The following is a 21,908-nucleotide window of genomic DNA, read 5'->3' on the forward strand; positions in this document are numbered from 1 at the left end:
CCATGCGTCTGGAAGTCTTTTGTGAGGACCGTCTCGGTCTGACCCGCGAGTTACTCGATCTTCTTGTTTTACGTAGCATTGATTTACGTGGCATAGAGATCGACCCTGTCGGGCGAATTTACCTCAATTTTGCCGAAATTGAATTTAATACCTTCAGTAGCCTGATGGCGGAAATCCGCCGTATCGCTGGCGTTACGGATGTACGCACCATCCCCTGGATGCCGTCCGAGCGGGAACATCTTGCGCTGAGCGCGCTGCTGGAAGCAATGCCGGAGCCGTTTCTCTCTCTCGATCTGAAAAATAAAGTCGAGCGCGTTAACCAGGCCAGCTGCCAGCTGTTTGCGCAGACTCAGGAAAAACTTATCGGGCACCACGCCACGCAACTGATTACCGGTTTTAATTTCCAGCGCTGGCTGGACAGCAACCCGCAAAATACCCATAGCGAGCATGTCGTTATCAACGGACAGAATTTCCTGATGGAGATCACGCCGGTCTACCTGAAAGGGGAAAATGCCGCGCGGGTGCTCACCGGCGCGGTGATCATGCTGCGCTCCACGGTGCGCATGGGACGCCAGTTACAGAATCTTTCCAGCCAGGACGTCGGCGCATTCAGCCAGATTATTGCGGTGAGCCCGAAGATGCGTCATGTAATCGACCAGGCGCGCAAGCTGGCAAATCTTACGGCACCGCTGCTGATTACCGGGGATACCGGTACGGGGAAAGATCTGCTGGCGCATGCTGTGCACATGGCCAGCCCGCGTGCGGCAAAACCGTATCTGGCGCTGAACTGCGCGTCTATTCCTGAAGATGCCGTTGAAAGTGAGCTGTTCGGGCATGCGCCGGAAGGTAAAAAAGGCTTCTTTGAACAGGCGAATGGCGGCTCGGTGCTGCTGGACGAGATTGGCGAAATGTCGCCACGCATGCAGGCGAAACTGCTGCGTTTTCTCAATGACGGCACGTTCCGCCGTGTGGGGGAAGATCATGAAGTGCACGTGGACGTGCGCGTCATCTGCGCCACCCAGAAAAACCTGGTGGAGCTGGTGCAGAAAGGGGTATTCCGCGAAGATCTCTACTATCGTCTCAACGTTCTGACGCTCAATATACCGCCGCTGCGTGATTGCCCGCAGGACATCATGCCGTTGACAGAACTGTTCGTGGCCCGTTTTGCCGACGAGCAGGGCGTGCCGCGTCCGAAGCTCTCTGCCGACCTGGGCACCGTGCTGACGCGTTACGGCTGGCCGGGCAATATTCGTCAGCTTAAAAATGCGGTCTATCGCGCATTAACTCAGCTTGAAGGGTATGAACTGCGCCCTCAGGATATTCTGTTGCCGGATTACGATGCCGGGACGGTCTCGGTAGGCGAAGAGGCAATGGAAGGCTCGCTGGATGACATCACCAGCCGTTTCGAGCGTTCGGTGTTAACGCAGCTTTATCGCAGCTATCCGAGCACGCGCAAGCTGGCTAAACGTCTTGGGGTGTCACATACCGCAATTGCGAATAAGCTGCGCGAGTATGGGTTAAATCAGAAGAAGGGTGACGAATAAATAAAAAAGCCTCTTTGCAGAGGCTTTTTTACGTTTAGGCTTTAAGCGCCTCAAGTGCAGCGGTGTAATCCGGTTCGGTAGTGATTTCGTTAACCAGCTCACTGAAAACAACGTTGTCGTTTTCGTCGATCACCAGCACCGCACGAGCAGCCAGACCTTTCAGCGCGCCTTCGGAAATGGCAACACCGTATTTTTCCAGGAAATCCGGGCTGCGCAGAGTGGAAAGGGTGATGACGTTGCTCAGGCCTTCAGCGCCGCAGAAGCGGGACTGGGCAAACGGCAGGTCAGCAGAAATGCACAGCACTACGGTGTTGTCCATTTCGGTCGCCAGCTGGTTGAATTTACGCACTGATGCAGCACAAACGCCAGTATCGATGCTTGGGAAAATGTTCAGGACTTTACGTTTGCCAGCAAACTGGCTCAGCGTGACGTCAGACAGATCTTTAGCCACCAGAGTAAAAGGCTGTGCTTTGCTGCCAGACTGTGGGATGGAACCTGCAACAGCAACCGGGTTGCCCTGGAAATGAACGAGTTGTGACATAGATATCTTCCTGTTTACAAATAGTTAACGTCGTGGCTAGTGTATGTCATCCGCAGTTAGCACGGCAAACCAATTTTCTGCCTTTCCGGCCTGCAAGGAGTTAGTGATGAGAAGCGTTAAGGTCTATGAAGAAGCCTGGCCATTGCACACCCCGTTTGTGATCTCGCGCGGCAGCCGTAATGAGGCCTGTGTGGTCGTGGTTGAATGTGAAGAGGACGGCGTAAAAGGCGTCGGGGAATGTACCCCTTATCCTCGCTACGGAGAAAGCCTGGCGTCAGTCATGGCGCAAATTATGACGGTGGTGCCCGAGTTGCAGGCGGGTCTGACGCGCGAGGCTCTTCAGCTTCGGTTGCCGGCCGGCGCGGCACGCAACGCGATTGACTGCGCACTCTGGAGTCTGGAAGTGGCGAAACAACAAAAACCGCTGCCTGCGCTGCTGGACGTTACGCTGCCGCAATCGATCGTCACCGCGCAAACGGTGGTCATCGGTGAACCAGAGCAAATGGCCGCCAGCGCTCAGGCGTTGTATGCCACCGGTGCAACATTATTAAAGGTGAAGCTCGACGATCGTCTGATTAGCGAACGCATGGTCGCCATTCGTGCGGCGGTGCCTGATGCCACTCTTATCGTCGATGCGAACGAATCATGGCATAGCGAAGGGCTGGCAGCCCGTTGTCAGCTGCTTGCCGATCTGGGCGTTGCCATGCTGGAGCAACCCCTCCCGGCAGAAGACGATGCCGCGCTGGCGAATTTTATTCATCCGCTTCCCGTCTGTGCAGATGAAAGCTGTCATACCCGTGAGAGCCTGTCAGCTCTCGAGGGACGCTACGAAATGGTGAACATTAAGCTGGATAAAACAGGTGGATTAACCGAAGCCCTGGCACTGGCACAAGATGCGCAGGCGCAAGGCTTTGCTCTGATGCTGGGCTGCATGTTGTGCACGTCAAGAGCGATCGGCGCTGCGCTCCCGCTGGTGAACAGCGTGCGTTTTGCCGATCTTGACGGCCCAACCTGGCTGGCGGTTGACGTATCACCCGCCCTGAATTTTACCTCCGGTGTACTTCATCTTTGAGGCTGCCAGCGCAGGAGATCTGTCATCGCCCGCAGGTATTTTTCGCTCGCTTCATCCGAGGAGATGGGCGGAAACTCTGCGGTGATACAGTGAAGGCTAAGGTCCGCGCACCAGCTGCCAAACGACCCGGGTGTTTCATAGCCAACGCTGCTCACCATAGGTAGAGCAAACGCATCCGCCAGCCACTGCCCGAGCGCCGTATTACGAGGATCTTCAATACAGGCGAGGGGATCGTGGAAAGAGACAACCCAGGCCGGGTGGATCTTATGAATAAGCCGGCACAAGGCCTGAGTCTCCGGTTCGGAACCGGGTTTTTCTCCCGTGAGCAGGACAACATCTCGCTCCTGCGCTGAACTGTTCCAGCGATACACCGTTTCACCGGCGCGCCAGTTTGCCGCCGGGAAGTTCCTGTTCAAGTCAACGCCGCGTGCATTCGCCCGTAATCCAAGCTGACAACCGTCCGGGTTGACGGTCAAAATCACATGATGTCGTCGTAAATCGGGGGCCAGCGTACGTAGCGCGCACGAGAGCGTCACGACAGACGAGTTTTCATCGCCATGCGTGCCCGCAATGATTAAGCCGCTATTGCGATCGGCCTCGGGTGCCGGAAACCAGATCAGCGGCGCGCCTAAAAACGAGCGTCCATAATGTTCAGTCCCGGGCGGGAAGGCGCCGCGTTCCGTTCTTGGTCGGGTAGTTGCCATAGTAAACCCTGATGATAAAGTCACTTCTGGCAGTGTTGTGCAAAAGCCGCGCTTAATCAAATAGTTTCCGTGTGTGTGTAAAATTGCCTGACATCAACTTTCCGGAGGAAGCATTTGCATTTCTCCGTTTCGAAACAAATAATTACGCATCTGCCTGTTACCTGACATCATTAAGGGGATCGTATGAAGCATCCTGTTTCGCTTCTTTGTACTGCGCTGTGGCTGTGCGGGCTTTCTTCACTTTCATATGCCGCGGAGGTTCCCGAAGGAACGGTTCTGGCGCAAAAGCAGGAGCTGGTTCGACATATCAAAGATGAGCCCGCCTCGCTCGATCCGGCAAAAGCGGTGGGGTTGCCCGAGATACAGGTGATCCGCGACCTCTATGAAGGGCTGGTGAATCAGAACGAAAAAGGGGAGTTAGTTCCCGGCGTGGCGACGCGCTGGCAGAGCAATGATAACCGCGTCTGGACATTCACGCTGCGGGATAACGCTAAGTGGTCCGACGGTACTCCGGTGACGGCACAAGATTTTGTCTATAGCTGGCGTCGTCTGGTTGATCCTAAAACAACGTCACCTTTCGCCTGGTTTGCGGCGCTGGCGGGCATTAACAATGCCCAGTCCATCATCGACGGCAAAGCTGCTCCGGATACGCTCGGCGTGACGGCGGTCGATGCTAAAACGCTGCGCGTGCAGCTGGACAAACCGCTACCCTGGTTCAGTAATCTGACGGCTAACTTCGCGTTTTATCCTGTTCAAAAGGCCAATGTGGAGAGCGGTAAGGAATGGACGCGCCCTGGCGCGCTCATTGGCAACGGTGCTTATGTGCTGAAAGATCGCGTGGTGAATGAAAAACTGGTGGTTGAGCCGAACTCTCATTACTGGAATAACGCCAGGACGGTGCTTAAAAAAGTCACCTTTGTGCCGATCAACCAGGAGTCCTCAGCGACCAAACGCTATCTGGCGGGCGATATCGATATTACAGAATCGTTTCCGAAAAACATGTACCAGAAGCTGCTTAAAGATATTCCGGGACAGGTATACACACCGCCACAGCTTGGGACCTATTACTACGCGTTTAACACGCAAAAAGGCCCAACCGCGGATGCCCGCGTACGTCTCGCGCTCAGCATGACTATCGACAGACGTATTATGGCGGAGAAAGTCCTGGGGACCGGTGAGAAACCGGCCTGGCATTTTACTCCCGATGTCACTGCGGGTTTTACGCCGGAAGCCTCGCCATTTGAGCAGATGACGCAGCAGGAGCTGAATGCGCAGGCGAAAACGTTGTTGCAGGCGGCAGGCTATGGCCCTCAGCGGCCGCTAAAATTAACGCTGCTGTACAACACGTCTGAAAACCATCAGAAAATTGCGATTGCCGTCGCATCCATGTGGAAGAAAAATCTGGGTGTTGACGTTAAGTTGCAGAATCAGGAGTGGAAAACCTACATCGACAGCCGCAATACAGGGAATTTTGACGTCATCCGTGCATCGTGGGTAGGGGACTACAATGAGCCGTCAACATTCCTGTCGCTGCTGACATCCTCCCATAGCGGGAATATCTCACGATTCAACGATCCTGCTTACGATAAGATTATTCATCAGGCGACGCTCGAAGCTACTGAAAAAGCGCGTAATGCCGACTACAACATGGCCGAGAAGATCCTCACCGAGAAAGCACCGATTGCCCCTATTTATCAGTACACCAATGGCCGTCTCATCAAGCCATGGGTTAAAGGTTATCCGATAAATAACCCAGAGGATGTTGCGTACAGCCGTACAATATATATTGAAAAGCACTAAAAAGAGCTCAGGGCGCTACGTGATTATGGTTAACATCCATTAACCGCATAAGCGCCCGCTCTCAGGGTTGATTGTTTTACAGCCTGGTTATTTCCGAATATCCCCTTCATATCAGCCCATCACTCATTGTCATGATGAATATCTTCAGGGAGATTCTTCCTCCCGTTTATCGAAAAACGCGTAGTCATTTATTCGCCATTCCAGTAGCAGTGTAGTCATTACTTTTTTTAAGATTAAATTTGTCCGATACAGGATTTTTCATATTCAGGCCATTTATTGAATTAAAACCTTATTTCTCTGCATTGTTAAGGGACGCGTTAACAAATGCATTGATGTAAATCAATTATTCAACCTCATGGAACAATAAGTTCAATATTTCCAATCAAAGCAGTCATTTCTGCCAAATTAATGTGAATAAATAGTTAATTTTTACTGTGTGTCATGTATCTATGGCATTTATGAGTACAATAATTTAGTGGAATATTCTTAAGAAAAGTCTAATGGTAGATCTTTGATCTGATAAGTTGATTTTAAATGGGCTTTTGCTCTAGTATGGTTTTGTAAAGAAACGTCACTCACTTAACATTTATTTCTTTTAAAGAAAGGGACTGCTATGGCCGATTCATTCCAGAATGAGGTGCCCAAGGCACGCATAAACTTAAAGCTGGCTCTGCATACAGGTGGCGCGCAGAAGAAAATCGAACTGCCGCTTAAACTCCTCACCGTCGGTGATTTCAGTAATGGAAAAGAGAATCGCCCATTATCGGAAAGGGAGAAAATTAACGTCAATAAAAATAACTTCAACAGCGTACTTTCGGAATTTAACCCGGAAGTGAATCTGACGGTTCCTAACACAATGGCCGGGGATGGTTCGGAAGAAAGCATAAAACTGAATTTCTCCGATATTAAGGATTTCGAACCTGAACAGGTTGCCCGCCAGATCCCCCAGCTCCGCGCCATGCTGGCCATGCGTAATTTATTACGCGATCTCAAATCCAATCTCCTTGATAACGCCACTTTCAGAAAAGAACTCGAGAAAATTCTTAAAGACCCGGCGCTGTCTCAGGAATTACGCGACGAAATGAGTGCACTGGCCCCGAAATAAGCGGCATGTGTAATTTAATGGATTAACCGGGAATATGCTGATGTCTGTAAATACTGAAACCGCCTCCGCGCAGGGGCAGACCACCGTACTGGAAAAAGAGGGCGTTTACGCCTCCCTGTTTGAAAAAATCAACCTGACCCCGGCCTCCAGCCTGGGGGATATCAATGCGTTTCTGGATGACGCCGCGCTTTCTGACGCTCCGGCGGGTGAACGCCTGACGGCGGCGATGCAGGTGTTTATGGACTGCATCCGCAAATCCGGTCAGCCTGTGGAGAAGCTCGACAAAACGCTGATTGACCACCATATCGCTGAGCTGGATTTCCAGATCAGCCGTCAGCTGGATGCCGTAATGCATCACCAGGAGTTCCAGAAGGTGGAGTCCCTGTGGCGCGGCCTGAAGCAGCTGGTGGACAGCACCGACTACCGCCAGAACGTGAAAACCGAAATTCTGGATGTGTCGAAAGAAGATCTGCGTCAGGACTTTGAAGACGCGCCGGAACTTATCCAGAGCGGCCTCTACTGGCACACCTATACCGCCGAATACGACACCCCGGGCGGCGAGCCGATTGGCTCCGTGATTTCATCCTATGAATTTGACGCCAGCCCGCAGGATGTGGCGCTGCTACGCAACATCTCTAAAGTGTCAGCTGCCGCACATATGCCGTTTATTGGCTCTGTCGGTCCGAAATTCTTCCTGAAAGACACCATGGAAGAGGTCGCTGCAATTAAGGATATCGGCAACTACTTCGACCGCGCCGAGTACATTAAGTGGAAATCCTTCCGCGACACCGACGACGCCCGCTACATCGGCCTCGTGATGCCGCGCGTGCTGGGGCGTCTGCCGTATGGCCCGGACACCGTACCTGTACGCAGCTTTAACTACGTTGAGCAGGTGAAAGGCCCGGATCACGAGAAATACCTGTGGACCAGCGCGTCGTTCTCCTTCGCGTCAAACATGGTGAAGAGCTTCATCAATAACGGCTGGTGCGTGCAGATCCGTGGCCCGCAGGCGGGCGGGGCGGTGAAAGACCTGCCTATTCATCTGTACGATCTGGGTACCGGCAACCAGGTGAAAATCCCGTCTGAGGTGATGATCCCGGAGACCCGCGAGTTCGAGTTCGCCAACCTCGGCTTTATCCCGCTCTCGTATTACAAAAACCGCGACTATGCCTGCTTCTTCTCGGCGAACTCCGCGCAGAAACCGGCGCTGTATGACACTGCGGATGCCACGGCCAACAGCCGCATCAACGCACGTCTGCCGTACATCTTCCTGCTGTCGCGTATTGCGCACTACCTGAAGCTCATCCAGCGCGAGAACATCGGCACCACCAAGGACCGCCGTCTGCTGGAGCTGGAGCTCAACACCTGGGTGCGTAGTCTGGTGACGGAAATGACCGATCCGGGCGATGAGTTGCAGGCTTCTCATCCGCTGCGTGACGCGAAGGTGGTGGTGGAAGATATCGAAGACAACCCGGGTTTCTTCCGCGTGAAGCTGTTTGCGGTACCGCACTTCCAGGTGGAAGGCATGGATGTGAACCTGTCTCTGGTGAGCCAGATGCCGAAAGCGAAAGCGTAACGTAAGGCAGGAAGCATGAAAACGGAACAACCGTTATGGGGCAGGGGCCAGATGGTCTCTCCCCAGCACTTCCAGCAACAGGCCGCCTATGCGGCCTGGTCTGCGGAATGTATCGCCCGACTGGGTCTCTCCCATCCCTGGGGGGTGATTAATGCCACTTTCGAACCGGATGTACTGAAGTTGGGCCGTCTACAGGCCCGTCATCTGCACCTCCGGTTCCCTGACGGGACATTAATCGATACGGATAATGCTGACGACCTGCCACCGGTGCTGGCGCTTGAGAGTGAAACACAGGACGTGGTGGTGGTTCTGGCTCTTCCGCTCCTGCGCGCGAATGGTGGCAACTGCCTTAAGCCCGATGAGGTGGCCGCGCGTCCTGTTCGCTATCGCCAGCGCTGGCGGGATGTCCGCAACCTTTTTGGCGATGACACCCGCCAGATTGCAGTGATGCGGCCAGAGCTGACGTTGCGATTTGCCCATCAGAACAACAGCGATTACCTGACCTGTCCGGTTGCCCGCCTGCAACAAGATTCGCAGGGGAATTGGGCACTTGATGAGACATACCTTCCGCCGCTGCTGGCGTTGCTGGGCAGCCGCTGGCTGATGACCCAGCTGGGGCAACTGTTGACGCAACTGCGCGCCCGTCTGGGCCGCCTGATGGACATGCGCCGGGAAAGTAATGAGCGCATGGCGGATTTTGCCGTAGCCGATGTTTCATTGTTCTGGTTGCTCAATGCCCTGAACAGTGCTGAGCCCGTGCTGGGTCAGTTTCAGCGCCACCCGCAAAGCCCGCCTGAGCGTCTCTATCCGGAGCTGGCAAGGCTTGCAGGCAGCCTGTTGACATTCTCGCTGGAGCATCAGGTCAGTGCGATCCCGGCATGGCAGCATGAGCAGCTGAATAACGTCTTCCCGCCGCTGTTTGATTTACTTGGCGATCTTCTGGAAGCCAGCCTGCCATCGCGGGTGGTGGCAATTGAGCTTGAGCATGATGACCGGCTTCACTTCTGGCAGGCCCGTCTGCATGATCCACGTCTGCGCGAAGGAGCTGATTATTACCTCTCCGTGCGTTCACCGATGCCGGTGGCACAATTGCAGGAGCAGTTCCCGCGCCAGTGCAAGGTCGGCAGTCCCGATCATGTCAGGAGTATCGTCAATTCATCGCGGGTGGGCGTCCCTCTGATGCCGCTGCGCCATGTGCCGGCAGCCATTCCACTACGCCTGGAAAATCAGTATTTCAGCCTTGATGTCTCTCATCCCCTGGCCATCGAAATGTTCCAGAGCGGCACCTGTATGTTTTACGTTCCGGGAATGCTCGCCGAGCCTGAACTTGAACTCTTTGCGGTACTGAGAACATGAATGATCGTAAACGCGCTACTGCCGCGTTCATTGATATTGATGCCCTGTTACAGGACACCTGGCTACAGGTGATCAGTCTGCGTCACGGCCCGACATTCCAGGACGGGGAAGGGCGTACGCTTTGGGAGCGCTGCATCGACGATGTCGGGCGTGTGCAGCGAGAACTGAAAGCGAGCGAACTCGATGAGGCCAGCTGCCAGCATATTCTTACGGCACAGTGTGCGCTGCTTGATGAGGCAGTCAAAGGTCGCGGTGTGGAGGATGACGCCTGTATACAGTGGTATGACATTCCCCTACAGGGATATTTCCTTGGCACCATGGACGCCGGTGACACGTTATGCGATCGGATGCGTGATGTGCTGCGTGAACCGGCTCCTGACCACGCCGTTGTGACCTGCTTCCAGCGAGTCATGATGCTCGGATTCCTCGGCAACTTCCGCTCCCTGAACGATCCTGAGCGGCAGAAACTCATGAATGCACTGAATGAATATGTTGCGCCGTTCAGCTATTCACAACCCCATCCCGTTCTGGCGGAAAGCCATGCCGGACGGGGGATAGGGGGGTGGCTGGCATCATGGCCTATGCGCATTGGCCTGAGTGTGGTGGTGGTCACCGCATTATGGTGGGGACTGGATTGCTGGCTGGATCAGACACTGCTTACCCTGCTGCCGGGAGCCGTGAAATGAGCCCTGCACAACAGCGCGGGCTTGCGCTCTGGGCTGCCCTGCTGAGTGCAGTGGTCTGCCTGTGGTTTCTGCCAGCATCCCGTCTGGTTTCCATTCTCGTCCTGCTGGCGGTACTGGGACTCATCATAGCGTTCTGGGCTGTCGCCTGCCGTCGCGTGCAGCACGATTTCACCCTGTGTCTGGAGGACCTGCCTGAAGCCAATTATTGTCAGCCCGTGGTACTGGTCTGTGGCGATCTGCCGCTTGCCTGGCCGCATCAGTCACCTGTGCTTACTGTCACGCAGGGCTGCTGGATCCGTGTGGAGGATCATCTGGAACTGGAGCTGGCCGCCCGTCAGGTACTGTGGTTGCGCCCCGACTGGGGACGTCAGCTGTCAGTGATGGTCAGTGTTTGTCCGCAGCAGCACCCTGACAGTGAGCGCCTTACCAGTCGTTTGCTTGCCCTGCGCTGGCAGATTAGCCGGTTGCGTAAAGCAACCGGCCATTCTGTGCCACTGGTTCTGAATGGACAGGTCGGCAGTGCGATGATGAATGACATGCTCTGGCAGACGGCGATCCTGGGGGAAGGGGTAAAGGTCTGGAGTGGGACTTCAGCGCCTGGCTCAGTTGCTGAATGGGTTAATACTGGCGGAACGCCTGCGATGCAGCAACAGGTGCTGATGAACAGCCTGATGAGCTGGTTCCAACAGCACGTCCAGGCTGTCCTTATGGATGAAAACCCCGATATTCCTGTCATTGAACCTGTTGCGGTTCTGTGGGGATTGGGTCCGATCCTGGCCGGAAGCATGGCCACCTCTATCTGGACAGCGTGGTTGTCCCGCCATACTGCGATGCAGCAGGTGTCTGGCTGGCAGCCGGCGGGAACGGACAGTACGGTTATTTCCCTGTTCCCGAATTTTGTCCTCCCTTTACTGCCAGAAGGACGAGGCCTGACACCGCATGGACGAACCTGGCGCGGTGCGCTCGGAATCTTCACGCTGGCAGCCATTGCTGCGCTACTCAGCAGTGGCTGGAATAATCGCCAGCTGCTGCAACGCGTGAGCTTCGATATTGCACGCTATGAACGTATACCGATGAATGACTCCGGGCCGAAAGCTGACGCCGTTGCCGTGCTGCGCGAGGATGCGGCATTGCTGGACGACCATGCACGTAACGGCGTACCGGCCCGGCTGAGTCTAGGTCTGTATCAGGGCGGACGTCTGCGTATGCCAGTGCTGAATACGATTCGCTCTTATGTGCCTCCGCCTCCGCCGCCTGAGCCGGAACTCAAACCGGTACCGAAAATCATCCGCCTCGACAGCATGTCGCTGTTCGATACCGGAAAGTGGGCGCTTAAACCCGCCTCAACAAAGCTGCTGGTGAACTCACTGGTGGGGATCAAGGCGAAGCCCGGCTGGCTGATTGTGGTGGCGGGCCATACCGACAGCACCGGGGATGACCAGTCCAACCAGGTGCTGTCGCTTAAGCGCGCGGAGTCGGTACGCAACTGGATGCGGGATACCGGCGACGTGCCGGAAAGCTGTTTTGCGGTGCAGGGCTATGGTGAAAGCCGTCCTGTCGCCACCAACGACACCCCGGAAGGGCGTGCGCTCAACCGCCGTGTCGAAATCAGTCTGGTGCCACAGGCGAATGCCTGTCAGGCGCCGGGCACGACCCATGCGTCATCGCAGGATGATGGCGCTGATAACAATGTAACGGAGTAATTAACATGGCAATTCCAGTCTATCTGTGGCTGAAGGACGACGGCGGCGCGGACATCAAAGGGTCCGTGGACGTTCAGGATCGTGAAGGCAGTATCGAAGTGGTGGCCCAGGAGCACAACCTGTACATCCCGACCGATAACAATACCGGCAAGCTGACCGGCACCCGTATCCACACGCCTTTCCTGTTCACCAAGGAAATCGACTCCTCCAGCCCGTACCTGTACAAGGCGGTGACGACCGGCCAGACCCTGAAATCGGCTGAGTTCAAATGGTACAGAATCAATGACGCAGGCCAGGAAGTGGAGTACTTCAACACGAAGCTTGAGAACGTGAAGCTGGTGAAAGTGAATCCGAAGATGCATGACATCAAGGACCCGGCTTTCGAGAAGCACAACCACCTCGAGCAGATTGAACTGCGCTACGAAAAAATCACCTGGACCTACAAGGACGGCAACATCATTCATTCCGATTCCTGGAACGAACGCGCCACTGCGTAAGAGCCCTGAGCAGACGGTCAGCCGTCTGCTTTTTTTGCTGAGCGCCTGCACTGACGGGTGGTCAGCAAAGAAAAACACAATCTGCCTGCCCGACCTGATGCGCTTTGGGTTCCTGAATAACAGGGAACAGCGACGGGCGGTAGCGTGTCCGGAACTGATAAAGAGAGAGTCTCATGGAAAATCCAGCCATCCTGTTACGCCGTCTTAACCCTTACTGTGCCCGCGCAATGGAAGGGGCCGCTTCCCTGTGCCAGACCCGCGCCCATGCGGAAATACTGCCTGAGCACTGGCTGCTGAAACTGCTGGAGCAGGGTGAGGGCGACCTGACGGTGCTGGCGCGGCGCTACGAATGGGATATGGATACGATATGGCAGGATATGCTGGGTTTTCTGGACAGCCTGCCACGGTCAGTGCGCAGCCGTCCGCAGCTTTCGGAGGGCGTGCAGTCCCTTATGCAGGACGCCTGGCTGCACGCCTCGCTGGCGGGGGAAGAGCATATCCGCAGCATTCACCTCCTGATGGCGCTGGTGGAAAAACCGAAACTGCTGCGCTGCGACGGCCTGTGGCCGCTGCTGACGCTGGCGCAGAGCCAGCTTGAGCGCCTGCGTGGACTTCTGGATGCGCAGTCGGATGAACGCCCGGAGGTGCAGCAGGAAGCGGAGCTTACGCAGGGTGATGAGGTGGAGTTTGTCGGCCGTCCGGTGAATGCGGATATAAAAGGAGAGCTGAACCCGGCGTTGCAGAATGCGCTGGACAGGTTCACCCTCGACGTCACCGCCCGCGCCCGTGAGGGCAGAATCGACCCGGTCTATGGCCGCGACAATGAAATCCGCCAGATGGTGGACATTCTTTCCCGGCGCCGCAAGAACAACCCGATTCTGGTCGGCGAACCGGGAGTCGGCAAGACCGCGCTCGTGGAGGGACTGGCGCTGCGCATTCATGAGGGCAATGTGCCGGACGCGCTGAAGCCGGTCGCGGTACGCACCCTTGACCTCGGCCTGTTACAGGCCGGGGCGGGTGTGAAGGGGGAATTCGAGCAGCGCCTGAAAAACATCATCGACGCGGTGCAGCAGTCACCCCTGCCGGTTCTGCTCTTTATTGACGAGGCGCACACCATTATCGGCGCGGGCAACCAGGCGGGCGGCGCCGATGCGGCCAACCTGCTGAAACCGGCGCTCGCCCGCGGTGAGCTCAGAACCATCGCCGCCACCACCTGGAGTGAGTACAAACAGTACTTTGAGCGCGACGCCGCGCTGGAGCGTCGCTTCCAGATGGTGAAGGTGGACGAACCGGACGACGACACCACCTGCCTGATGCTGCGCGGACTCAAGTCACGCTACGCGGAGCATCATGGCGTGCATATTACCGATGAAGCGGTTAAAGCCGCCGTCACGCTCTCCAGACGCTATCTGACCGGACGCCAGCTGCCGGACAAGGCGGTGGATTTGCTGGATACCGCCTCTGCCCGTATTCGCATGAGCCTGGATACGGTACCGGAGCCGCTGACCCGCATGAAGGCGCAGCTCACGGCACTGGCTATGGAGAAGCAGGCGCTGCTGGAGGATATCGCGGTGGGCAACACCACCCACGGCGAGCGTCTGGTGGCCATTGAACAGGACGAAATCCGCATCATCCTGCAACTCGACGAACGGGAAATCCAGTACGGCCAGGAGCTGGCGCTGACGGAACAACTGCTGGCCTGCCGGGCTGATATCTCCCGTCAGGCGGAGATGGCGGACCTGCAACAGCAACTGAGCGATATACAAAAGCATACCCCGCTGCTGGGGCTGGATGTGGATGCGCGTACCGTCGCCACCGTTATCGCCGACTGGACGGGCGTACCGCTCTCTTCCCTGATGAAGGACGAGCAGACGGAACTGCTGAGCCTTGAGCACAGTCTGGCGAAACGCGTCGTCGGTCAGGACAGTGCGCTGAATGCCATTGCGCAGCGCCTGCGCGCCAGCAAAACCGGTCTGGCGCCGGAGAACGGCCCGCAGGGCGTGTTCCTGCTTGTGGGGCCGAGCGGCACCGGCAAGACCGAAACCGCCCTGGCGCTGGCCGATGAACTGTTCGGCGGCGAGAAGTCCCTTATCACCATCAACCTCTCGGAATACCAGGAGCCACACACCGTCTCGCAGCTCAAGGGCTCACCTCCGGGCTACGTGGGTTACGGTCAGGGCGGCATTCTGACCGAAGCCGTCCGTAAGCGCCCGTACAGCGTGGTGCTGCTGGATGAAGTGGAAAAGGCGCACCGGGACGTGATGAACCTGTTCTACCAGGTGTTTGACCGGGGCGTCATGCGCGACGGCGAGGGGCGGGAAATTGACTTCCGCAACACGGTGATTCTGATGACCTCCAATCTCGGCAGCGACCTCATCATGCAGATGCTGGAGGAACAGCCGGAGGCGACAGAGCCGGACCTGCATGAACTGCTGCGTCCTGTCCTGCGGGACCACTTCCAGCCCGCGCTGCTGGCGCGCTTCCAGACGGTGATTTACCGTCCGCTGGCAAAGGCAGCGATGCGCACCATCGTGGAAATGAAGCTGGCGCAGGTCAGTAAACGCCTCAACCGTCACTACGGTATGAAGACCGATATCCACGAAAGTCTGTACGACGCACTGACCGCCGCCTGCCTGCTGCCGGACACCGGGGCGCGCAATGTTGACAGTCTGCTGAACCAGCAGATTCTGCCGGTCCTGAGCCAGCAGTTGCTGAGCCATATGGCAGCGGGGCAGAAGCCGCAGCATCTTACGCTGGGCTGGGATGAGGAAGAGGGCATAGTGCTCGAGTTTGACCGGACAGAAGGAGTGCACGCATGAGCAATAATCCTCCGTTAAGATTCAGCCACAGCCATCACCTGCTGTCGGTGAAGGACTGCGATGCAGGGCTTGATGTGCTGGAGTTTGAGGGCGATGAAGCCCTGAGCACACCGTTCAGCTACCGTATTGAGTTCACCAGCACGGACCATGCCATCAGCAAAGAGATGATGCTGATGAAAGCGGCTTCCCTGACGCTTCAGGCCCCGGTTGACCAGGGTTACGGCATCAAAATACAGCAGCCGGTGCGGGTGATTCAGGGCGTGGTCACGGGTTTTGAACGTCTGGGTACCTCAAAGGATGAAACCCGTTACGCGGTGACGCTTGAGCCGCGTCTGGCCCTGCTCAGCCGTTCGCACCAGAACGCCATCTACCAGGACATGTCCGTCCCGCAGATTGTGGAGAAAATCCTGCGCGAGCGCCACGGCATGCGTGGCCAGGATTTCCTGTTCTCACTGAGTAAAGAGTACCCGCGCCGCGAGCAGGTGATGCAGTACGGTGAGAGCGACCTGCACTTTATCACCCGCCTGCTGGGTGAGGTCGGTATCTGGTTCCGCTTCACCACCGACACGCGCCTCAACATTGACGCGGTGGAGTTTTACGACAGCCGGCAGGGGTATGAGAAAGGCCTGACGCTGCCGTCGGTGCCGCCGTCAGGGCAGCACTCGCAGGGTGTGGACTCGGTGTGGGATATGGAGTGCCACCATAACGTGGTCCAGAAGGAGGTCAGCACCCGCGACTACAACTACCGTCAGGCCACGGAGGACATGAACACCCGGGTTGACGCGACCGGCGGGGATGTCACCACGTACGGTGAGGCCTATCACTGGGCCGATAACTACCTGACACCCGGCAGCGCGTATGACCGCAACCCGGCACCGGAGTCCGGTGCGTTTTATGCCCGCATCCGTCACGAACGCTACCTGAATGGCCAGACGCAGACCGTTGCCTTCACCAGTTGTCCGGTGCTCTCTCCGGGTATGCTGCTGACCGTCACCGGCGGGTACGAAGTGGCAGACGTGTTTGCGCAGGGCGTGGTTGTCACGGCGATGCACAGCCATGCGCAGCGTGATGCGGACTTTTGCGTCAGGTTTGACGGTATCCCGGACAGTCCGGATTTCAGTTTCCGCCCGGAACCTGGTTCACGTCCGGTGATGGCCGGTACCTTACCGGCCCGCGTCACCAGTACCACTGAAAATGACATCTACGGGCATATCGATAAAGACGGCCGCTACCGCGTCAACATGCTGTTTGACCGTGAGAACTGGGAGACAGGGTTCGAGAGCCTGTGGGTCCGTCAGTCCCGGCCGTACGCCGGGAATACCTACGGCCTGCACCTGCCGCTGCTGGCGGGTACCGAGGTGGCGATTGGTTTTGAGGACGGCAACCCGGACCGGCCGTACATTGCCGGTGTGCTGCACGACTCGGCGCACGGCGACCACGTCACCATCCGCAACTACAGACGCAACGTGCTGCGCACGCCGGCGAACAACAAAATCCGCCTCGACGACGAGCGCGGGAAAGAGCATATCAAGGTCAGCACGGAGTACGGCGGCAAGAGCCAGCTGAATCTAGGCCACCTGGTCGACAGCGAGAAACAGCAGCGCGGTGAGGGGTTTGAGCTCAGGACGGACAGCTGGGGGGCCATCCGGGCGCAGAAAGGACTATTCATCTCGGCGGACGGGCAGGCGAAAGCGAAGGGACTGCAGCGTGAAATGCAAGCTGCGCTCAAAGAACTTGACGCTGCCAGAGAGGTGACTTCTGGATTACGTCACGCTGCTCAAGCAGCCCAGGCGGAATTAGCCGATCTTGAGAAACAAACAACATTAATGAATCAGACGCTTAGCGATCTTAAGCAGCAAGCGTTACTTCTGTCTGCCCCTTCAGGAATTGCGCAGGTCACCCCCGCGAGCATACAAGTCTCGGCAGGGGAGAATCTAATTGTTACCGCAGGTCAAAATGCAGACATTAGCATTGCCAAAAAATTAACCCTGGCGGTGGGCGATATTCTGAGCTTATTTGCACACAAACTGGGAATAAAAATGTATGCCTCGGAGGGCAAAGTAGATATTCAGGCACAGTCGGACGCGCTGAATTTATTTGCTAAAGAAAAGCTTTCTGTTGCCAGTTCTGACAACAGCGTTGTCATATCAGCCAAAAAAGAAATCCTTTTGGTTTGTGGGGGGGCATTTATACGGTTAAGTGACGCGGGGGTTGAAGTTGGTACTGGCAAAAACGTCACGTTGAAATGTATTGCGGTTCAACAGCAGTCTGCGGCGACGTTAAATTCAACGCTTTCGCTACCTTCTGGTTGCAAACCTGGAGTAATTTCTGCAGCCCAACAGCAAGGGGCTGTGGTGATGCTTAGCTAATACTTGAGGAAAAAGATGACTACAAAATTAGCCGTTTTAGGTGACAGGACGAGTAATGGGAAAATAATTACTGCAACTGCGAATTATTTTAGTGATGGAAAACAGGTGGCACAAAATAATGACAAAGCCATCTGTACTGTCTGTAAGGGAACATTTCCCATCCTGGCCACTGCAGTTGGTATCGTCAGTAATGGCATAGTTCTGGTACAGGATCAGGACCGTGTGCTTTGTCTATGTTCCGGCCATAAAGTGATCGCAGGCTCTAATTTTTTCACTGGTTGAATAAGAATTTTTTATTTACAGGCTTAATTAAAAAAAGGATGTGAATATGGCATGCCAGGGGTTATGCACAACGAAAGGCCTGACAGTACTGCCCGTGCGCTATGCTGTTGTGCCGGAAAATATTAATGCTAGTTTACCGGGATGGGCGAATGATCCGTGCATCACCGGGGTAACGCTCGCCAGTAATGAAAAGTACACACTCCGCGCGCTTCGCCAGGGCTACCTTTACGTTTTTTATGAAAAAGGAAAGCAGGGCACCAATTACTGGCAGTGCTACAGCGTTGCGCCGGACGGCTCACTGTGGCTGCAACAGGTGGCGTCTAATCCTGTACCGGTGGATAAAGCGCTGTGCGAAACGGGCGAGCATATCGCTCAAAACGTCGAGTTCATGAGCATTGAATCCCCGGATAAGTGCGGCAATGTGTGGTTTGCGTTCAGTCAGTATCCGTGGGAGCAGGAAACGCTCGATCGGTATCGCACCAGGCCAGAAGAGCGCACGGAGAGAATGCAGAAAGTGATGCCTTCGGTGGCGGGATCTCAGCGCACAAAAACAGGGACCGACGTTACCGGGGCAAGCCTGAATCAGGTACTGGACTATCAGGTTCCTTCTGTTTCTGGTCTGCTTCCTGGTCCGGATGATGCGAAAGTGGTAAACGTCAGCCGGGCATCGTCACTCTGGGATCCGACGGTGGATGATCCCTGGCGGGTTAATAATGATGTGGTGAAACTGCAGTCCAGTCTGTATCCGTGGGTAAAAAACCGCAGTGGCATGGCAGACGCGACGGTCACGGCCATGGAAAACCGAAGTGAGGGGATGACGCCGCTGCTGCTTCCACTCTGGGATCCGGTGGGGATTGTTCATGAACTTAACGGATGGAGCCAGGATGTGCTGGGGCGCCAGGCGCAGTTTCTGCAGGAACGTGAGCTTGAGTTCGCCACCAAAACAAATCTCGATGCCGTCAGAACGCTGCTGGAAAGCAATGCCGAATCTCGGGAGGACGCAATGCGGAGACGAAGAACTGATGGTCCCATGCTGACAGACGAATATCTGGATTCGCGTCTGCAGGCGCTTGAGAAAAGGTATCAGGGTAAGCCTGATGTGCTGGCACAAATCAGGGCAGATGACAGGTTAGTGAGAAACTGGCATGCGCAGAACGTGACGGCATCATACCCGGAGAGTGTGCTGATGAGTCCACCCGAACCGCTGGCTGCTCACCAGCGACGGGTTGCCGCGATACAGGCGCAGGTCGATGAGGAGCTGGCGTTAAATCTGCCTAAACCCTCGCAGGATTTCAGTGGAGTCCGGGCCCGGAGCTGGGCACCCTATCAGAAAAAGCTCAACGCAACCCGACAGGCGAACTTTGATACATGCTACACGAACCTGGTTGATTCGGTTAACGCTATCTTCCAGAAGCGTATCGTCAGCGTGGTGAACTGGCTCAGTGCACCGGTACTGCTGGCAACGCTGGATGATTTCCACTGCGAGGCACAGCGGGCAGGGCTGTTCTACCAGTCAGCGGTGGGGATGGCCATGCACGGGATCAACAGTTGTCCGGCAGGGGCGGCAAAGATAGACGGCTGGTGGAATGAGTACAGCACTAAAAATCGCGGGAATCTGCTGTGGCGGCATGTGGCGGCCAATAACCCGCAGCTAATCAGTGAGCTGGAGCCGTATCTGGCGACGGTGAAAGGGAAAAAGGACGAGGACGTGACGCCTCTGACGGCGACCGCCATGACGGCAGCCCTGATGCAGCAGGTCAGCAATATGAAAAAGCTGGAGGGGTATTACCAGAAATCGATGAACAGTGTCGTGAAGGGGCTGAGGGAAAATGCCAGCAAACTGGAAGTACAGCTCTTCAACACGGATGCGTTTATCGTCACGGTGGGAGACAGGGTAAGCCGCATTCTGCGGGTGGATAAGGCAGGCGAGAAGCTGGCGACCACGGCGTTCAGGCTGATATTTATGATAAGGGCGGGAATACCTTCAGAAGAAGTTCACTCGTTAGTGAATGCGTATCTGAAAGATGCCCCGGCGTTACGTCAGACGGTGCTGGAAGGTATACGGCGCAGTGGACGTTTTATGGCGAGCGGGAATGAAGTCGCCGAGATTAAACAGAGAATGAGCAGCAGGCTGGAAGAGCACTTTGCATCAGAAAAGGGCAAGGCCGAATACCGGCTGGCGGGAATAAACAGTCTGTTGCTGGTGCTGAATGCGATGGATTTTATCTACCTGTGCGGACAGGTAAGGGATGAAAAGAAGCCGCTGGCGAGCCTGCTGGCCAGCGGGCTGGCGATGGTGAGTCAGGGGACGTCGGTTATTTTGCCGGCAATAGAAAAAGGTCTGGAAGCGCGTGAGCTTACAGTGGCCTGGGTCAAGGGGGTTGGGGCGGCAGCGGGTGGAACTGCGTCTTTAATTTCGGTGTTTGCTGATGGTGCAAGTACTTACGAAGAGTTGCAAAGCAATCGTTTTTTACTTTCCTCTGTATTGCTTATTAAAACAACAGTTGATGTCCTGGCAGTCACAAAATCAGTCGGTCTTCTGCTGGAACAGTTTAGTCAACCGATAGCTAAAAAAGTAGCTGGGAAAATTACAGGTTTTTTGGCTTGGGAAATTTTAGGGATCCGAATACTTGCAGTACTGATGACCTGGGAAGTGATGGTTGCGATAACTTTGTTACAGGTGGTTGTGACCTGGATATCGGACGATGAGCTTCAGATATGGTGTAGAAAATGCGTGTTCGGTACAGCACCTTTCAACCGCAGTCTGACAGACCAGAATAAAGCCCTGGAAGGGGCGATAAAGGATATTTCATGAATTCAGTTGAAAATCAGCAGATATGCTCCCGTTTTGTTGAGCCAGAAAAATTAGCAGACCTGCGTACAAAGCGAGAGATTGAGGTGATGAACGGCAGGCCGTGGACACGTGAGCTTCCGCCGCCGCCGGTATTGCCGCCTTATGGTCCTCTGGAGAAAATATCAGGGAAACTGCAGTCTTTCCGTAGCGAATATTTTCGGGAGTATTTTGATGCAGTTGCCTACCGGACCAGCATGTTGCCGGAGATATCAGATGGCCAGCGCGGAGCTGCCGCCGCTGCAGCGATAGTTGCAGGGAGCCCGGGTGTCGGGGCTGTAATGATGGCTGAAAGCGAGTCATCGAATGATTCGGCGGAATATGTGCAGGGGATGATTAATGGCCAGCCGTTTCGCGGCTGGGTGGGTGTCACCCGACTTCAGACTGGCGATGATGTGGACATGATTGTTGAGTGGCAGCATGACCATTATGAGGTCTATGCCATTGCGTTACCGGAAGAGCGGATAGTGTCAGTATGTCCGAAATGTGATATGGGGCATATTGCGCATATGCTGTGGCGCATTAAAAATATGTTCATTCTAATCACCATATTGATGGTGGCTTTTGTTTCTGTATGTGTATTTATCTCTCTCTCAAAAGGAAATCCAAATGGTGTCTCTTTATTTGAGAGGTTTTATCTTTTCCTGGTAATGGCTTTTGTGGTGTCTTCTGTAATTTCGGGGTTGATTGCATTCTTTGCATATAAAGCCTGTGCGCCAACACGCTGCAAACTGGCGGAGGAGATATTTCAGTTGCTGGGGATGAGACGTGTTGCAACAATCAATCTCAATAAAATAACAAAAAAACATGAGCAGCAACTAAAAGATAATGGGAAGTGGTATGAGCCGGGTGATAAAAGCAAACCAGCCTGTCCCAGTGGGAAATTCATTTATTCAGATGAAGGCTGGTTTTACTACTAGACAGAAAAAAACATTGTTATTTTGGTTGCCCCCGGCAGGAATCAAGGTAAACCAGCATGCCCAAGTTTGAAATTTACCTATTC

At 55.2% G+C, this 21,908-nt stretch carries 16 protein-coding genes; 14 read left to right on the forward strand and 2 right to left on the reverse strand.

Annotation, left to right across the window (positions count from 1 at the left end; translation table 11 throughout):
- Positions 1 to 2: 2 nt before the first annotated feature.
- Positions 3 to 1,544, forward strand: a complete 1,542-nt coding sequence (gene tyrR, locus H2Z33_RS18940) for a transcriptional regulator TyrR (RefSeq protein WP_003856887.1) — start codon at positions 3 to 5, stop codon at positions 1,542 to 1,544.
- 34 nt (positions 1,545 to 1,578) lie between these two features.
- On the opposite strand, the gene tpx is transcribed toward tyrR, so the two are convergent.
- On the reverse strand, positions 1,579 to 2,085 hold the full coding sequence (tpx, locus tag H2Z33_RS18945) for a thiol peroxidase (RefSeq protein ID WP_003856889.1): 507 nt from the start codon (positions 2,083 to 2,085) through the stop codon (positions 1,579 to 1,581).
- 106 nt (positions 2,086 to 2,191) lie between these two features.
- Here tpx and ycjG point away from each other — a divergent pair, with 106 nt between their 5' ends.
- Positions 2,192 to 3,157, forward strand: coding sequence for an L-Ala-D/L-Glu epimerase (gene ycjG / locus H2Z33_RS18950; RefSeq protein ID WP_063134643.1), 966 nt, complete (start codon positions 2,192 to 2,194; stop codon positions 3,155 to 3,157).
- On the opposite strand, the gene mpaA is transcribed toward ycjG, so the two are convergent.
- The gene (mpaA, locus tag H2Z33_RS18955; protein ID WP_058688690.1) at positions 3,148 to 3,861 is read right to left on the reverse strand and encodes a murein tripeptide amidase MpaA; all 714 of its coding nucleotides are present in this window, start codon (positions 3,859 to 3,861) and stop codon (positions 3,148 to 3,150) included. The genes ycjG and mpaA overlap by 10 nt on opposite strands.
- Positions 3,862 to 4,044: 183 nt before the next feature.
- Here mpaA and H2Z33_RS18960 point away from each other — a divergent pair, with 183 nt between their 5' ends.
- From H2Z33_RS18960 to H2Z33_RS19015, 12 genes are all read left to right on the forward strand, one after another.
- Positions 4,045 to 5,661 carry a peptide ABC transporter substrate-binding protein gene (locus H2Z33_RS18960; protein WP_063134642.1) on the forward strand — a complete coding sequence of 539 codons (1,617 nt, stop codon included), beginning with the start codon at positions 4,045 to 4,047 and terminating at the stop codon, positions 5,659 to 5,661.
- 613 nt (positions 5,662 to 6,274) lie between these two features.
- On the forward strand, positions 6,275 to 6,766 hold the full coding sequence (gene tssB, locus H2Z33_RS18965; RefSeq protein WP_003856899.1) for a type VI secretion system contractile sheath small subunit: 492 nt from the start codon (positions 6,275 to 6,277) through the stop codon (positions 6,764 to 6,766).
- A gap of 40 nt (positions 6,767 to 6,806) precedes the next feature.
- Positions 6,807 to 8,342, forward strand: a complete 1,536-nt coding sequence (gene tssC, locus H2Z33_RS18970; RefSeq protein ID WP_063134732.1) for a type VI secretion system contractile sheath large subunit — start codon at positions 6,807 to 6,809, stop codon at positions 8,340 to 8,342.
- 15 nt (positions 8,343 to 8,357) lie between these two features.
- On the forward strand, positions 8,358 to 9,698 hold the full coding sequence (gene tssK / locus H2Z33_RS18975) for a type VI secretion system baseplate subunit TssK (protein WP_017693345.1): 1,341 nt from the start codon (positions 8,358 to 8,360) through the stop codon (positions 9,696 to 9,698).
- Positions 9,695 to 10,384 (forward strand): type VI secretion system protein TssL, short form, encoded by a 690-nt coding sequence (gene tssL / locus H2Z33_RS18980; protein WP_015570416.1) that lies wholly within the window; start codon positions 9,695 to 9,697, stop codon positions 10,382 to 10,384. Before tssK ends, tssL begins: the two co-directional genes overlap by 4 nt.
- Entirely contained in the window at positions 10,381 to 12,087 is a 1,707-nt protein-coding gene (locus H2Z33_RS18985) for an OmpA family protein (RefSeq protein WP_033486880.1), read from the forward strand. The genes tssL and H2Z33_RS18985 overlap by 4 nt, the downstream gene beginning before the upstream one ends.
- Before the next feature lie 5 nt (positions 12,088 to 12,092).
- Complete coding sequence (gene hcp / locus H2Z33_RS18990) at positions 12,093 to 12,584, forward strand: type VI secretion system effector Hcp (RefSeq protein WP_009653685.1); 492 nt, start codon at positions 12,093 to 12,095, stop codon at positions 12,582 to 12,584.
- Positions 12,585 to 12,757: 173 nt separating this feature from the next.
- Complete coding sequence (gene tssH / locus H2Z33_RS18995; RefSeq protein WP_063134641.1) at positions 12,758 to 15,403, forward strand: type VI secretion system ATPase TssH; 2,646 nt, start codon at positions 12,758 to 12,760, stop codon at positions 15,401 to 15,403.
- A complete protein-coding gene (locus H2Z33_RS19000; protein WP_063134640.1) occupies positions 15,400 to 17,772 on the forward strand; it encodes a type VI secretion system Vgr family protein in 2,373 nt (790 codons plus the stop codon). The genes tssH and H2Z33_RS19000 overlap by 4 nt, the downstream gene beginning before the upstream one ends.
- Positions 17,773 to 17,787: 15 nt before the next feature.
- A complete protein-coding gene (locus H2Z33_RS19005; RefSeq protein WP_017382243.1) occupies positions 17,788 to 18,054 on the forward strand; it encodes a PAAR domain-containing protein in 267 nt (88 codons plus the stop codon).
- Positions 18,055 to 18,100: 46 nt separating this feature from the next.
- Positions 18,101 to 20,869 carry a T6SS effector BTH_I2691 family protein gene (locus H2Z33_RS19010; RefSeq protein ID WP_063134639.1) on the forward strand — a complete coding sequence of 923 codons (2,769 nt, stop codon included), beginning with the start codon at positions 18,101 to 18,103 and terminating at the stop codon, positions 20,867 to 20,869.
- Positions 20,866 to 21,825, forward strand: coding sequence for a putative type VI secretion system effector (locus H2Z33_RS19015; RefSeq protein ID WP_033486884.1), 960 nt, complete (start codon positions 20,866 to 20,868; stop codon positions 21,823 to 21,825). The genes H2Z33_RS19010 and H2Z33_RS19015 overlap by 4 nt, the downstream gene beginning before the upstream one ends.
- Positions 21,826 to 21,908: the final 83 nt, after the last annotated feature.

Origin of the sequence: Enterobacter sp. YSU, from assembly GCF_016082135.1 — a bacterium.
Lineage (GTDB): Bacteria > Pseudomonadota > Gammaproteobacteria > Enterobacterales > Enterobacteriaceae > Enterobacter > Enterobacter hormaechei_C.